Consider the following 14,182-nt stretch of genomic DNA (forward strand, 5'->3'; position numbering starts at 1 on the left):
TGCGTATGAGCGCACGCATGCACCTGTCATCTGCGCACGATGCGCATCCGCGCAGCCCCGGCGAGGAGCAGTTCGCACTCGCCGCCGAACTGCTGGCCCTGCTGGGTGACCGCACCCGGCTCGCCCTGCTGCACGCGCTGACCGGGGGAGAGGCCGACGTCACGACCCTCACGGAGGTGTGCGGGGCGGCCAGGCCGGCGGTCAGCCAGCATCTGGCGCGACTGCGCCTCGCGGGCCTGGTCGACACGCGCAAGGAGGGCCGCCGGGTGATCTACTCACTGCGCGACGGCCATCTGCGCCGCCTGGTCGACGAGGCGCTGAACGTGGCCGACCACCGGCTCAGCGACCGCCCGCCGCACGACTGAGTCAGTAGCGCGCCGCGGTCCCGAGGTACTGCTCGGCGAAGGCGGCGGCCGCGGCGGGCGAGGTGAACAGGCGGCGCATCCGGGCGAGCGCGGTGCCCGCACGGAACGGGTCACCGGCCGCCGTGCCGTGGTACACCTCGGACAGCCACTGCGAGAACTCCTGGTAGTCCCACACGCGCCGCAGGCACGCCTGCGCGTAGCCGCCGAGGCCGCTGTCGTCGCCGGTGGTCAGCCGGGCCACCAGGGCGTCCCCGAGCAGGAAGGCGTCGTGCAGGGCGAGATTCATGCCCTTCGCCGCGATGGGGGCGACCAGATGGGCCGCGTCCCCGGCGAGGTGGAGCCGGCCGTGCACCATCGGCTCGACCACGTAGTCGTGCATGTCGAGCACACGCTTCTCGATCAGCCGCCCTTCGGTCGGCGCGGGCACGCCGGCCGCCCCCAGCCGCTGCCGGAGCTCCGACCAGACGCGCTCGTGCGGCCAGTTGTCCGGGTCGTCGCCCGGCGGGCACTGGAGGTAATAGCAGGTCACCTCCGGGCTGCGGGGCATCTGGCCGGCGAACCCGCGCGCGTGGCAGCCGAACAGTACACAGTCGGAGGACGGCGGCGCCTCGGCGAGCAGGGCCAGCCAGCCGATCCCGTAGTCGTGCCGCGCGATTTGCACCCGCTCGGGAGGGAGTGCGGCCCGCGTCGCGCCGCGCGCGCCGTCGCACCCGGCGACGAAGTCGCAGTGCACGAACCGGCGTTCACCCGTCTCGGGGCAGGTGTACGACACCGACGGCCGGTCGCTGTCGATGTCGTGCAGCGCCACGTTCCGGACGCCGAAGCGGATCTCGCCGCCGCGGACGTCGGCGTACTCGTGCACCAGGTCCGTCACCAGCAACGGCTGCGGATAGACGAAGTGGTGGCTGCCCGTCAGTTCTCCGTAGGGGAACCGGTAGCGCTGCCCGTCGAAGCGGAACTCGCACGCGGTGTGCAGTTCCGCGCGGTCCAGGAGGTTCCGGGCGAGGCCCCGCTTCTCCAGGCCCCGTACCGCCCATTCCTCGATGATCCCGGCGCGTGGCCGCTGTTCGATGAACTCGCGAGTCTCCGCCTCCAGCACCAGGCAGTCCACGGACGCGGCCCGCAGAATGTTGCCGACGGTCAGACCGGCCGGACCGGCGCCCACGACGACGACTGGGAAGCGTTGCGGGGCGCCGGAGTCGAGAGGTGGGGAGGCGTGGGGCATGCGCCAATCATGGAGGCCGGTCTCAGTGGACCGGGACCTCCGTGACAGCCACCTCCTCGATGCGCCGCTCGATCTCCCCGGACAGGGACGCCGAATCCCGGGCACCAGCGCGCGGAGCCTTGACCGGCTGCGGGTGTTTCCCGGGAAACGCTTCAGGATTCCTGTACGCGGTGATGAGGCAGCCGTGGGATCTCGATGGCCGGGCAACGGTCCATCACCATCTCCAGGCCCGCCGCACGGGTCCGGTCGTACGCCGCCTCGTCGATCACGCCGAGCTGGAACCAGACGCCCTTCGCACCCTTGGCGACCGCCTCGTCCGCGACCGCTCCGGCGAGGTCGCTGTTCACGAACACGTCGACGACATCCACGTCGAAGGGGATGTCCGCCAGGCTCGCGTAACCCTTCTCCCCGTGCACCGTCTCCGCCTTCGGATGCACCGGCACGACGCGCTTGCCGAAGCGCTGGAGGACGGCGGCGACGCCGTACGCCGCTCGCTGCCGGTTCGACGACAGGCCCACCACGGCCCAGGTGTCGCCGAGCTCGGTGAGGATCCTGCGGACCGTTGCCTCGTCGCCGTACACCGGCGGCCTCCTCAAAAGTCGTGGACGAACTGCTCTCCCCGTCAACGGCGGCGAGCGCGCGGTGATTCCCCGGACGACCCCCGTGATAGCTTGCCGGGGCCAGTCGAACCCATGTACGTGGGTCAGGGAATCCGGTGCGAATCCGGAACTGACGCGCAGCGGTGAGGGGGACGGGCGGGGCCTCGGCCACTGGACCGACTCGCGGACGTCCGGGAAGGCGCCCCGACCCGGGTGAACCCGAGTCCGAAGACCTGCTGGCGGCCCCCGCGGCCGCGCGCGGCGGGGGAGCACCGTACGACCGGGCTCCGCGATCGAGCCCTCGACGACTGAGGACTGGTTTTCGTGCCCCTCGCCCGACCCGCCCGTGCCGCCGCCCTGCTCGCGGCCGGCTCCCTGCTTCTGACCGGCTGCGGCGGCGGCCCGTCCACCGACGCGAAGGCCGCCGTCACGCTCACCGACTGCGGGCACGAGGTCCGCGTCACAGCCCCGCCGCGGCACGCCGTGTCCCTGAACCAGGGCACCACCGAGATCCTGCTCTCCCTCGGTCTCGCCGACCGGCTCGCGGGCACGGCCACCTGGACCGACCCCGTGATGAAGGGACTGGCGAAGGCGAACGCGACGGTGCCGCGCATCGCCGACGACAACCCGTCCTTCGAACGCGTCCTTGACACCGAGCCCGACTTCGTCGCCGCGTCCTTCGTCTCCACCCTCGGCAAGGGCGGCGTCGCCACCCGCGAGCAGTTCGAGAAACTCGGCGTCCCCACCTACGTCTCCCCGTCCGACTGCGTCGGCAAGGACAACTCGGGCGGCGGGGACGGCGCACGCGACAAGACGCTGGGCATGGACACCGTCTACGGCGAAGTCCACGACCTCGCGACCGTCTTCGGTGTGCGGGAGCGCGGCGACGAACTCGTGGAATCCCTCCGGCAGCGGATGAAGAAGGCGACGGCTGGCGTCGACGCCTCCGACGTCACCCTCCTGTACTGGTTCGCGAACTCCGAGTCGCCCTACATGGCGGGCTGCTGCGGAGCGCCCGGCATCATCACCCGTGCCCTCGGCGCGAAGAACGTCTTCGACGACACCCACGAGGAGTGGCCTCAGGTCAACTGGGAGACGGTCGCCGACCGTGACCCCGACGTCCTCGTCATCGGCGATCTGACCCGCAAGTCCCAGACGGCCGAGTCGGCCGCGAAGAAGATCGCCTTCCTGGAGTCCAACCCGGTCACCAGGAACATGGAAGCCGTCCGGCACAAGCGGTACGTGCTGCTGAGCGGGCAGGCCATGAACCCGACCATCCGCACCGTCGAGGGTGTGGAACAGGTGGCCGCAGGGCTGCGCCGGTTCGGACTGGTGAAGTGACCGCCCAGGGGCTGCCGGCCGCCGGGACCGGGCCCCGGCGCCGGGCGGGACTCGCGCTGGGCACCGCCGGGACCGTCGCGCTCGTCGTCTCCCTCGCTGTGGCCATCACCATCGGCCCCGCCGACATCGGCGTCGCGGACGTGTGGTCCGTCGTGGCCGCCCATCTCGGCCTCGGCAGCTCGGAGCTGACGCCGATCCGGGACGGCATCGTCTGGCAGCTGCGGCTGCCGCGCACCCTGCTCGCGGCCGTGTGCGGGGCCGGACTCGCCGTGTGCGGGGCGGTGATGCAGTCGCTGTTGCGCAACCCGCTGGCCGACCCCTTCGTGCTCGGGGTGTCCTCGGGCGCCTCCACCGGAGCGGTGCTCGTCGTCGTACTCGGCGTGGGCGGCGGTGCCCTCCCGGTGTCCGCGGGGGCGTTCCTCGGCGCCCTGCTGTCGTTCGCGCTGGTGCTGCTGCTCAGCCACACCCTCGGCGGCACCACCGACCGGGTCGTCCTCGCGGGCGTCGCCGCCATGCAGCTCTTCTCCGCGCTCACCTCCTTCATCGTGCTGACCTCCGCCGATGCCGAGACCACCCGTGGCGTGCTGTTCTGGCTGCTCGGCTCGCTCGGCGGCGCCGGCTGGACCGACGTCCGGGTGTGCCTGGCCGTGCTGGCGGTGGCGCTGGTGGTGTGTCTGTCGTACGCCCGCACTCTCGACGCCTTCGCCTTCGGGCAGGACGCCGCCGCCGCGCTCGGCGTGTCCGTCGCCCGCACCCGCCTGGTGCTGCTGTGCGTCACCGCCCTGCTCACGGCCGCGCTGGTCAGCTCGGCCGGGGCGATCGGCTTCGTCGGACTGGTCCTGCCGCACGCGGCCCGGGCCCTGACCGGTCCCGGACACGCGCGGCTGCTGCCGGTCACCGCCCTCGCGGGAGCGGTCTTCCTGGTGTGGGTGGACACCCTGGCCCGTACCGTCCTCGATCCGCAGGAGGTTCCGGTGGGTGTCGTGACGTCGCTGATCGGGGTGCCGGCGTTCGTGGCGGTGCTGTACCGGACGAGGAGGGCGCGATGAGCGGCGCGGAGACATCGGTGGATGCGGAGGGCGCGGCGAGGGGCGCGGAGGGCGCGGCGAGGGGCGCGGAGGGCGCGGCGAGTGGCGCGGCGGCCACGGCGGTGGGGCTGCGGGCCGACCGGGTCAGCCGCCGCGCCGACGGGCGTCTCCTTCTGGACGGTGTCGACCTCGCACCGGAGACCGGATCCACGGTCGGCGTGCTCGGACCCAACGGATCCGGAAAGTCCACGCTGCTGCGGCTGCTGGCCGGGCTGCTCACACCGACCTCCGGAGTCATCACCCTGGACGGCACCCCGCTGGCCGACCTGCCCCGCCGCACGGTCGCGCGCCGCCTCGCAGTCGTCGAGCAACAGTCGGACACGCAGGTCGAGTTGACGGTGGAGGACGTCGTTCGGCTGGGCCGTGTCCCGCACCGCCGCGCCTGGACGCCCGCCTCGGCCGACGATGAACGGGCGGTGCGCGCGGCCCTGGAGCGCACGGGCCTCGCCGACCGGGCCGGCCGGCTCTGGCACACCCTCTCGGGCGGCGAACGCCAGCGGGTGCAGATCGCCCGCGCACTCGCGCAGGAACCCCGTGAACTCCTCCTCGACGAACCCACCAACCACCTCGACATCCACCACCAGCTCGACCTGCTCGCCCTGGTCACGGCCCTGCCGGTGACGACCGTCGTCGCCCTGCACGACCTCAACCTCGCGGCGATGTACTGCGATCGCGTCCTGGTGCTGAACGCGGGGCGGGTCGTGGCGGGAGGCACTCCGGACGAGGTCCTCACCGCGGAGCTCATCGCCGAGGTGTACGGGGTGCGGGCCGCCGTCAGCCGGGAAGGGCCCGACGGGCGGCCCCATGTGCGGTACCTCGGCACGTCGGCCTGAGGGAGTGGAGACCGACGGCGGGTACGTCGGCACGTCGGCCTGAGGGAGTGGAGACCGACGGCGGGTACCTCGGCACGTGGGTCTGATGGAGAGGACACCCACTGCACCCCGGCTGGTCCCCGATCGCGCCACGGCGGCCGGAAAAGGCCGGGCCTGCCCGCGCGGGCCCGTCCGCCCGCCTACGCTCGCCTCGTGCTGCGCATCATCGACGCCCGAACCCGTGAGCCGGTCGACGCCGCCCCGGCCCGCCGGGGCCTGACCCGCGTCCAGGTGCACGCGTCGGACTCCGACACGACGAACCTGCGGGTGCTGCTCGTCGGAGACCTGCTCGTGCGGACCCTGGAACTCGGCGGTACGCCGGTGTGGGCCCTGCTGACCGGCGGCAACCGGCAGGCGGAGCTGCGCGCGGGCGCCACGACCCTCGGCATCCGCCCCTTCGAGGACAGCCCGGACGTCGGTGCCGGCCTGGGCGAGTCCCAGGTGGTCCACGTCGCCGCCGAGGGCGGGGTGGCACCCGACGGGGTGCGGATCGCCGTCGCGCCCGTCGAACCCGGCCCGCCGGACCCCTCCGACCCCGCCGTCCTGCGCCTGGCCCTGCTCACCCGGCACCACAGCGCGCCCCTCCGGCTGGACACGGCCGGACTCGACGACGCCCGCGCCACCCTCGCCCGCTGGCGCACCGCGGTGGCCCGCTGGGCGCGCCGGCCCTCGCGGCCGGTTCCCGACGCCGTACGGGAGCGGCTGCGCGAGGCCTGGGAGGACGACCTGGACGTGCCCCGGGTACTGGACGTCCTGCGCCAGGTCGAGACCGAAGCGGGCCTCGCGGACGGCGCCCGCTTCGAGACCTACGCCTACGCCGACCGCCTCCTGGCCCTCGACCTCACCCGCGACCTGGGATCCCCGTCATGATCGAACGCGCCGGAGCCGGCCCGCTGCGCCGCCTGGTCCTGCTGCGGCACGCCAAGTCCGCCTGGCCCCTGGACGTCGCCGACCACGAGCGCCCCCTCGCCCCACGCGGCCGGAGGGACGCCCCCGCGGCGGGGCGGGCCCTGGCCGACGCCGACCTCCTGCCGGACCTCGCCCTGTGCTCCACCGCGGTCCGCGCCCGCCTGACCTGGGACCTGGCCGCGGCGCAGTGGGGCACGCCCCCTCCGGTCCGGCACGACCGGCGGCTGTACGCCGCCGGGCCGTCGGGTCTGCTGGCCGTCGTGCACGAGGCACCGGCCGAAGTGGAGACGCTGCTGCTGATCGGGCACAACCCCGGCCTGGAGGAACTCGTCCTGGCCCTCGCCCGGGACGGCCTCGACGACACCCTGGAGCAGGTCCGCACGAAATTCCCCACCTCCGCGATCGCCGTGCTGTCCTGGCGCGGCACGAACTGGCGGACCCTCGCCCCCGGCACCGCACTGCTCACGTCCGTGACGGTGCCCCGGGGTCCGAAGCACTAGCCCGGGTCCTGGGGCCGGGCTTCTGCATGCGGCCTTTCTGGTGATGTGTGCCCGGCTCGCGCAGCGACCGTGCCCGCGGCGGGAATGGCGTCTGCGTCGAACGGCCTTGCCGATCCAGGAGGAGAGCAGCCATGCACGCAGTGATCCGGCGGTACGAAGGGGTGACCGACCCGGCTGAGGCGGGACGCAGGGTGAACGAGGAGTTCCTGCCGATCCTCCGCCAGGTGCCGGGGTTCGTGGCCTACTACTGGGTCGACGCCGGTGGCGGGGTGATGGTGTCGACCGGTGTCTTCCAGGACAGCTCCGGTGCCGAGGAGTCGACCCGGAGGGCCGGGGACTTCGTCCGGGACCGGCTCGCCGAACTGCTGCCCAACCCGCCCCAGGTCACGGCCGGTGAGGTCGTGGCCCACTCGTAGCACAGGCCGCCGCAGCCCCGGCCGAGCGCCCCGTCGGGACGCCTCCGGCCACGGGACTAGGCTGGCCGGATGCAGGACGAATACCGCACGGTGGCCGCCGCCGGCGTGCACGAGACCGAGGTCAGCCGCTCCCGTTTCCTGTGCGCCCTGGCCCCGGCGGCCACCGAGCGGGAGGCTCAGGACTTCATCGCCGCGGTCCGCAAGGAGCACGCCGACGCCTCGCACAACTGCTGGGCCTATGTCATCGGCGCCGACGCCTCCGTGCAGAAGGCGAGCGACGACGGCGAACCCGGCGGCACCGCCGGTGTCCCCATGCTGCAGATGCTGCTGCGCCGCGACATGCGGTACGTCGTCGCCGTCGTCACCCGCTACTTCGGCGGGGTCAAGCTCGGCGCCGGCGGGCTCATCCGGGCGTACGGCGGAGCGGTCGGCGAAGCCCTGGACGCCCTCGGCACCCGCACCCGGCGCAGGTTCCGGCTGGCCACGGTCACCGTCGACCACCAGCGGGCCGGCAAGCTGGAGAACGACCTGCGCACCACCGGGCGCGAAGTCAGGGACGTGCACTACGGCGAGGCGGTGACGATCGAGATCGCCCTCCCGGACGCCGACATCGACGCCTTCCGCTCCTGGCTCGCCGACGCGACCGCCGGGACGGCCGGTCTCGAAACGGGCGGGGAGGCGTACGGGGACGCGTGAGGACGGCCCCCCGGCCTCCGGTTGCCCAGTCCCCGATCACCCCGCCAGCGCCGACAGCGTGCCCGCGACCTCATCGAGGCGGAACTTGTAGCGCTCCAGGGTGCCCGCACACTCCCGCCCTCGATCGCGCTGTGCCCGCACACTCCCGTCCCCGGGTGCCCGCTCTCGGGGCTCGGCGCGCTAGCGCGCTCCCGGGCCTGTGATGCGGACCGCTCCGGCGGTATCGCCCCGGAATGACCTGTCTCACAGCCCAGTTGCGGACATACCCCCTGAATTGCCGTCGGACAGGGGTGACAGTCCGGGGTTCGTGGTGGACCAGGTGCCCGCACGGGTTAGCGTGGTGGGGCCGACGACGGGCCGGACCGGTTCGTGTCGCCGACGAACGGACAGCAGGGGGAGACATGCAGGTCGGAGCGGCGTCTTGAGGCTGCTGCACACCTCCGACTGGCATCTCGGCCGGGCCTTCCACCGGGTGAACATGCTCGGCGCCCAGGCCGAGTTCATCGGCCACCTCGTCACGACCGTGCGCGAGCGTGCGGTGGACGCCGTGGTCGTGTCGGGGGACGTGTACGACCGGGCGGTGCCACCGCTCGCCGCGGTCGAGCTGTTCGACGACGCTCTGCACCGCCTCGCCGGCCTCGGCGTGCCGACGGTGATGATCTCCGGGAACCACGACTCGGCCCGCCGGCTGGGCGTCGGAGCCGGGCTCATCGGGCGGGCCGGCATCCACCTCCGGACGGAACCCGCGGCGGCCGGTACTCCGGTCATGCTCGCCGACGCCCACGGCGACGTCGCCTTCTACGGCCTGCCCTATCTCGAACCGGCCCTGGTCAAGAGCGAGTTCGGGGTGGAGAAGGCCGGGCACGAGACCGTGCTCGCCGCAGCGATGGACCGGGTCCGCGCCGACCTCGCCACGCGCCCACCCGGCACCCGCTCCGTCGTCCTCGCGCACGCCTTCGTCACCGGCGGAGAACCCAGCGACAGCGAGCGGGACATCACCGTCGGCGGCGTCGCCGCGGTGCCGGCCGGGGTGTTCGACGGCGTCGACTACGTGGCGCTCGGGCATCTGCACGGCTGCCAGACACTCACCGGTCGCGTCCGCTACTCCGGCTCCCCGCTGCCCTACTCCTTCTCGGAAGCCGCCCATCGCAAGAGCATGTGGCTGGTCGACCTGGCCGCGGACGGCTCCGTCGACGCCGAGCGCGTCGACTGCCCGGTGCCCCGCGCCCTGGTCCGGCTCCGCGGCACGCTGGAGGACCTGCTCGCCGACCCCGCCCTGGCACGGCACGAGGAGGCGTGGGTCGAGGCGACCCTCACCGACCCCGTGCGCCCGGCCGATCCGATGGCCCGGCTCGCCGAACGCTTCCCGCACACGCTCAGCCTCGTCTTCGACCCCGAGCGCGACGAGGACGAGTCCGAGGTGTCGTACGCCCGGCGTCTCGCCGGCCGAAGCGACCAGCAGATCGCCGAGGACTTCGTCGCCCATGTGCGCGGCACCGGGCCCGACCCGCACGAACAGGGCGTGCTGCGGGACGCGTTCGACGCGGTACGGGCCGACGAGACCGTACGGGAGGTGGCCCGGTGAGGCTCCACCGGCTCGCGGTCACCGCGTTCGGCCCCTTCGGAGGCACACAGACCGTCGACTTCGACGAGCTGTCGACCGCCGGGCTGTTCCTGCTGCACGGACCCACCGGCGCGGGCAAGACCTCCGTCCTGGACGCCGTCTGCTACGCCCTCTACGGCTCGGTGCCGGGCGCCCGGCAGGGCGGCGGCCAGGGCACGGCGCTGCGCAGCGACCACGCCGCACCCATGACCCGCACCGAGGTCACCCTCGACCTCACCGTCGCAGGGCGCCGTCTGGAAGTCACCCGCCAGCCGCCCTGGGAACGCCCCAAGAAGCGCGGCACCGGCACCACCCTGGACAAGGCCCAGACCTGGCTGCGCGAGTACGACGCGACGGCCGGGATCTGGAAGGACCTGAGCCGCTCCCACCAGGAGATCGGCGAGGAGATCACCCAGCTGCTCGGCATGAGCCGGGAACAGTTCTGCCAGGTCGTGCTGCTGCCGCAGGGCGACTTCGCCCGGTTCCTGCGCGCCGACGCCGAGGCCCGCGGCAAACTGCTGGGCCGCCTGTTCGACACCCGCCGTTTCGCCGACGTGGAAAAGCGCCTCGCCGAGCGGCGCCGCACCACCGAGGCCCGGGTACGCGACGGGGACGCTGAGCTGCTGGCCGACGCCCACCGCATGCAGCAGGCCGCGGACGACGCCATGACACTGCCCGAACTCGCCCCGGGCGAACCGGGGCTCGCCGAGGCCGTGCTGAGCGCCGCCGCCGTGGCCCGCACCACCGCCCGCGAACAGCTCACCGTGGCCGCGTGCAGGCTCACCTCCGCCGAGGCGGCGCAGGCCGCCGCCGGCCGTGTACTGGACGAGGTCCGCGAACTGGCCCGGCTCCAGCGGCGCCACGCGGACGCCCGGGAACGGGCGGCGGGCCTGGAACAGGGAGCCGAGGCCTACCGGGAGGCCCAGGCGCTCATGGAGCGGGCCCGCAAGGCCGAAACCGTCGCGCCCGCCCTCGAGCTGCGGGAAGCCGCCGAAGCCGAACACCGCCGGGCGGCCGCCGCCGAGGCACGGGCGCGTGCCCTGCTGCCGGACGCCCTCGCCGACGCGGGCGCGGCCGGGCTCGCCGCCGCCGCCCGCAGGGCCGCCGAGGAACTGGGCGGGCTGGACTCGGCCCGCCGCGCCGAGCGGCGGCTCGCCGAACTCCTCGACGAGCGCGCCGATCTCGACCGACAGGACCGCGCGGACACCGACCTGCTGCAGGACGCGCAGGGCTGGCTCGACGGCTGGGAGGAGCGGCGCACCGCCCTCCAGGCCGGTGTCGACTCCGCTCAGCAGGCCGCCGCCCTCGCCGAGCAGCTCGCCGCGCGGCGCGAGCCCGCGCAGCAGCGGCTCCGGGCGGCCCGCATGCGCGACCAGCTCGCCCAGGACGCGGACCGGGCTGTCGACCGGGTCCGCTCCGCGCGGGACGAGACGCTGCGGGCCAAGCAGCACTGGCTCGAACTCAAGGAGCAGCGCCTGAACGGCATCGCCGCCGAACTGGCCGCTCATCTCGCCGACGGCGAACCCTGCGCCGTCTGCGGAGCCACCGAACACCCCGCCCCCGCCCGCAAGGTCGCCGGTCACGTCGACCGCGAGGCCGAGGAGCGGGCCCTCACCGCCTACCAGCGGGCCGACGAACAGCGCGCCGACGCCGAGCGGAAGCTCGGGGACGCACGGGAGGCACTGGCCGCCGCCACCGCGGAGGCCGGTGGCACCCCCACCGACCGACTCGCCGAGGAAGCCGAGGAGCTGGAGGAGCGGTACGCGCGGGCCCGCGACGCCGCCGCCGAACTCCACGCCGCCCGGGAGCGGCTGCGCCATGCCGGGCAGGAGCACGAACGACGCGTCACCGCCCGGCAGGAGACGGCCGTGCGGAGCGCCTCCCGGGTCGGTCACCGGGAGCGACTGGACCGCGAACGCGCCTCCCTGGAGGAGGAACTGGACCGGGCGCGAGGCTCACTGGACAGCGTCGCCGCCCGGGCCGCACAGCTGGAGCGGCGCACCGCGCTGCTGACGGACGCCGCCGACACCGCCCGCGCCGCCGAGGACACCGCCCAGCGGCTGAAGGACGCCGACGCCCGCCTCGCCGACGCCGCCTTCCGGGCCGGCTTCGAGACCCCGCAGGCCGCGGCAGCCGCCCTCGTCGACCGTGCCGCGCACCGCGAGCTGCAGCGCCGCCTGGACGCCTGGCAGCACGAGGAGGCCGCCGTGCGGGCCGTGCTCGCGGAGGCCGACACCGCCGCGGCGGCCCGCGCACCGCAGGCCGACCCGGACGCGGCGCAGCAGGCCGCCGACGAGGCGGCCCGGCGGCTGCGCGACGCCGCCTCCGCCCATGACGCCGCGCAGCGCCGTTGCGCCGACCTGGACCGGCTCTCCGCCCGGGCGGCCGCCTCCGTACGCCGGCTGGCGCCGCTGCGGGAGGAGTACGACCGCGTCGCCCGGATGGCCGGCCTCACCGCCGGGACCTCGGCGGACAACGAACGCCGGATGCGCCTGGAGTCGTACGTCCTGGCGGCCCGGCTGGAGCAGGTCGCCGCCGCCGCGACCGTACGGCTGCGCCGGATGTCGTCCGGCCGCTACACCCTCGTCCACTCCGACGACCGCACCGGGCGCGGCCGCAGCGGGCTCGGACTGCACGTCGTGGACGCCTGGACCGGCCGTGAACGCGACACGGCGACACTGTCGGGCGGCGAGACGTTCTTCGCCTCGCTCGCCCTGGCGCTCGGCCTCGCGGACGTCGTCACGGACGAGGCGGGCGGGGTACGGCTGGACACCCTCTTCATCGACGAGGGCTTCGGCAGCCTCGACGACCAGACCCTGGACGAGGTCCTCGACGTCCTCGACTCGCTGCGTGAACGCGACCGCAGCGTCGGCATCGTCAGCCACGTCGCCGATCTGCGGCGCCGGGTCCACGCCCAGCTCGAAGTGGTCAAGGGCCGTTCCGGGTCCACACTGCGCCAGCGCGGCGCCGGCTGAGGTCAGCGGCCCAGGGGGCGCCGGGGGAGGGGCGAGGAGTACACCACGCTCGTGGTCACCGAACCGAGCGCCCCGATCTTGCCCGACACCTCCTCCAGGTGCCGCATCGAGCGGGCCGTGACCTTGATGACGAAACAGTCGTCGCCGGTGACGTGGTGCGCCTCCAGGATCTCGGGCGTCACCGCGACGAGGTCGTGGAACGGCTTGTAGTTGCCGTTCGGGTAGCGCAGGCGCACGAACGCCAGGATCGGCAGGCCCAGCCGCTCCGGGTCGACCACCGCCGCGTAGCCTTGGATGACCCCGGCCTCCTCCAGGCGGCGCACCCGCTCGGTGACCGCGCTCGCGGACATGGACACGGCGCGGGCCAGCTCGGCGAAACTGGCCCGGCCCTCCCGCTGGAGGACCTCGAGGATGCGCCAGTCGGTGGCGTCCGGGGAATACGCGGTCATTCCCGAGGCATAGCAGGGGAATCCCCGGCGGATCAAGCGGACTGCCGGGGATCGTCACTTCAGGGACGGACCGGGCGGCCGTAGTTTTCCCGGTATGACCACCACCGTGAACCCCGTGCTGCGCGTCGCCCCCGCGGCTCCTGCCGCGGCCGCCGCCCACTTCCGTGCCGCTCTCGCCTTCCACACCGACGTGTCCGACGTCGCCGCCGCCCTCGACGCAGGTGGTGCCCCCGGCTTCGTCCTCGTCGACGCACGCTCCGCCGAGGCCTGGGACCAGGGCCACGTCCCCGGCGCGCTCCACCTGCCGGCCGCGCTCGTTCCCGAGCAGGCCGTACAGCTCCTCGACCGGACGGTGCCGGTCGTGACGTACTGCTGGGGCCCCGGCTGCAACGGCGCCGCCCGCGCGGCCCTCGCCCTCGCCGAACTGGGCTACCAGGTCAAGGAGATGCTCGGCGGCTTCGAGTACTGGGTACGCGAGGGCCTGGAGTTCGAGACCTGGCAGGGGCGCGGGCGCCGGGCGCCGGATCCCCTGACGGCCCCTGTGGGCAGCGAGGACTGCGGCTGCTGAACCCCTCCTCCTGTGAAGCGAGTTGACCCTGTAGGTTCTTGCGCCATGGTGCGATACGCGGAGCCGGGCGCGGTGCAGTGGGTGGAGTCGGGTGGCGGGCCGCTGATAGCGGTGCCGGAGACCGTCCTGCCGTTCTGGGCGGGCGCCGACGGCGAGGAGACGGCCTCGGACTACGACCGGGCCTGCGAGGTGGACGGCCACCTCGGCCTGCTCCCGGTCGGCGACTCCACCGCGCTGGTCCTGGGAGACGAACCCGCCGCGACCGCCTACCTGCCCGGCCACGGCCTGTTCGTGCGGTGGCGGGCCGGCGACTCCGAGGAGGAACTGCTGGCGAGCGTCGAGTCGGCCGTCGACGCCGCGCACTGGGAGCCGGAGGTGTACTGGGACGTCCCGGGCGCGGTCCTGCTCTTCGACGCCGCGTGGCCCGGCACCGACCCCTCGGGGTCCGACCAGGTACGAGTCCTGCTGGAGCCGGGCAGGTACGCGGTCCGCGCGGCAACGGCTCAGCCGGGCCCGGAGACCTGGCTCGGCCTGGTCCGGCTCCGGTTGCTGACCCCGAGGTAGTGCGGCACCCAC

The 14,182-nt window shown here is 74.0% G+C and carries 15 protein-coding genes and 1 riboswitch; of the genes, 12 read left to right on the top strand and 3 right to left on the bottom strand.

Annotation, left to right across the window (positions count from 1 at the left end; genetic code table 11):
* Positions 1–5 precede the first annotated feature (5 nt).
* On the top strand, positions 6–365 hold the full coding sequence (locus ACIQU3_RS24870; RefSeq protein ID WP_403738005.1) for an ArsR/SmtB family transcription factor: 360 nt from the start codon (positions 6–8) through the stop codon (positions 363–365).
* 1 nt (position 366) lies between these two features.
* Here the strand turns inward: ACIQU3_RS24870 and ACIQU3_RS24875 are convergent, their stop codons facing one another.
* Both ACIQU3_RS24875 and ACIQU3_RS24880 read right to left on the bottom strand, forming a co-directional pair.
* Positions 367–1,590 carry a 4-hydroxybenzoate 3-monooxygenase gene (locus ACIQU3_RS24875; RefSeq protein ID WP_403927797.1) on the bottom strand — a complete coding sequence of 408 codons (1,224 nt, stop codon included), beginning with the start codon at positions 1,588–1,590 and terminating at the stop codon, positions 367–369.
* A 152-nt stretch (positions 1,591–1,742) separates the two neighbouring features.
* Positions 1,743–2,171, bottom strand: coding sequence for a CoA-binding protein (locus tag ACIQU3_RS24880; protein WP_403738013.1), 429 nt, complete (start codon positions 2,169–2,171; stop codon positions 1,743–1,745).
* An 83-nt stretch (positions 2,172–2,254) separates the two neighbouring features.
* A riboswitch (cobalamin riboswitch) is annotated at positions 2,255–2,445 on the top strand.
* Between the two features lie 68 nt (positions 2,446–2,513).
* On the opposite strand from ACIQU3_RS24880, the gene ACIQU3_RS24885 reads away from it, so the two are divergent.
* The 9 genes from ACIQU3_RS24885 to ACIQU3_RS24925 all read left to right on the top strand — a co-directional run bounded on the left by ACIQU3_RS24885 (position 2,514) and on the right by ACIQU3_RS24925 (position 12,589).
* Entirely contained in the window at positions 2,514–3,530 is a 1,017-nt protein-coding gene (locus ACIQU3_RS24885) for an ABC transporter substrate-binding protein (RefSeq protein ID WP_403738021.1), read from the top strand.
* Positions 3,527–4,579, top strand: coding sequence for a FecCD family ABC transporter permease (locus tag ACIQU3_RS24890; protein ID WP_403927798.1), 1,053 nt, complete (start codon positions 3,527–3,529; stop codon positions 4,577–4,579). The genes ACIQU3_RS24885 and ACIQU3_RS24890 overlap by 4 nt, the downstream gene beginning before the upstream one ends.
* Positions 4,576–5,451, top strand: a complete 876-nt coding sequence (locus ACIQU3_RS24895; protein WP_403927801.1) for an ABC transporter ATP-binding protein — start codon at positions 4,576–4,578, stop codon at positions 5,449–5,451. The genes ACIQU3_RS24890 and ACIQU3_RS24895 overlap by 4 nt, the downstream gene beginning before the upstream one ends.
* A gap of 192 nt (positions 5,452–5,643) precedes the next feature.
* Positions 5,644–6,360 carry a hypothetical protein gene (locus tag ACIQU3_RS24900; protein WP_403738030.1) on the top strand — a complete coding sequence of 239 codons (717 nt, stop codon included), beginning with the start codon at positions 5,644–5,646 and terminating at the stop codon, positions 6,358–6,360.
* Positions 6,357–6,899, top strand: a complete 543-nt coding sequence (locus ACIQU3_RS24905) for a SixA phosphatase family protein (RefSeq protein ID WP_403738033.1) — start codon at positions 6,357–6,359, stop codon at positions 6,897–6,899. Before ACIQU3_RS24900 ends, ACIQU3_RS24905 begins: the two co-directional genes overlap by 4 nt.
* Before the next feature lie 131 nt (positions 6,900–7,030).
* On the top strand, positions 7,031–7,315 hold the full coding sequence (locus ACIQU3_RS24910) for a hypothetical protein (protein ID WP_403738036.1): 285 nt from the start codon (positions 7,031–7,033) through the stop codon (positions 7,313–7,315).
* Positions 7,316–7,384: 69 nt separating this feature from the next.
* Positions 7,385–8,011, top strand: a complete 627-nt coding sequence (locus ACIQU3_RS24915) for a YigZ family protein (protein WP_403738041.1) — start codon at positions 7,385–7,387, stop codon at positions 8,009–8,011.
* Between the two features lie 421 nt (positions 8,012–8,432).
* Positions 8,433–9,596: an exonuclease SbcCD subunit D gene (locus tag ACIQU3_RS24920; RefSeq protein WP_403738046.1), complete on the top strand. Its 1,164-nt coding sequence runs from the start codon at positions 8,433–8,435 to the stop codon at positions 9,594–9,596.
* Positions 9,593–12,589, top strand: a complete 2,997-nt coding sequence (locus ACIQU3_RS24925; RefSeq protein WP_403927802.1) for an AAA family ATPase — start codon at positions 9,593–9,595, stop codon at positions 12,587–12,589. Before ACIQU3_RS24920 ends, ACIQU3_RS24925 begins: the two co-directional genes overlap by 4 nt.
* Positions 12,590–12,591: 2 nt before the next feature.
* Here ACIQU3_RS24925 and ACIQU3_RS24930 read toward each other — a convergent pair whose 3' ends face one another.
* Complete coding sequence (locus tag ACIQU3_RS24930; RefSeq protein ID WP_403738052.1) at positions 12,592–13,038, bottom strand: Lrp/AsnC family transcriptional regulator; 447 nt, start codon at positions 13,036–13,038, stop codon at positions 12,592–12,594.
* 94 nt (positions 13,039–13,132) lie between these two features.
* Between ACIQU3_RS24930 and ACIQU3_RS24935 the strand changes: the two genes are divergently transcribed.
* Together ACIQU3_RS24935 and ACIQU3_RS24940 are read left to right on the top strand one after the other, a co-directional pair.
* On the top strand, positions 13,133–13,606 hold the full coding sequence (locus ACIQU3_RS24935; protein WP_403738054.1) for a rhodanese-like domain-containing protein: 474 nt from the start codon (positions 13,133–13,135) through the stop codon (positions 13,604–13,606).
* Between the two features lie 45 nt (positions 13,607–13,651).
* Positions 13,652–14,170, top strand: coding sequence for an immunity 21 family protein (locus tag ACIQU3_RS24940; RefSeq protein ID WP_403738058.1), 519 nt, complete (start codon positions 13,652–13,654; stop codon positions 14,168–14,170).
* Positions 14,171–14,182: the final 12 nt, after the last annotated feature.

The organism is Streptomyces sp. NPDC101110, assembly GCF_044759525.1.
Taxonomy (GTDB): Bacteria; Actinomycetota; Actinomycetes; order Streptomycetales; family Streptomycetaceae; genus Streptomyces.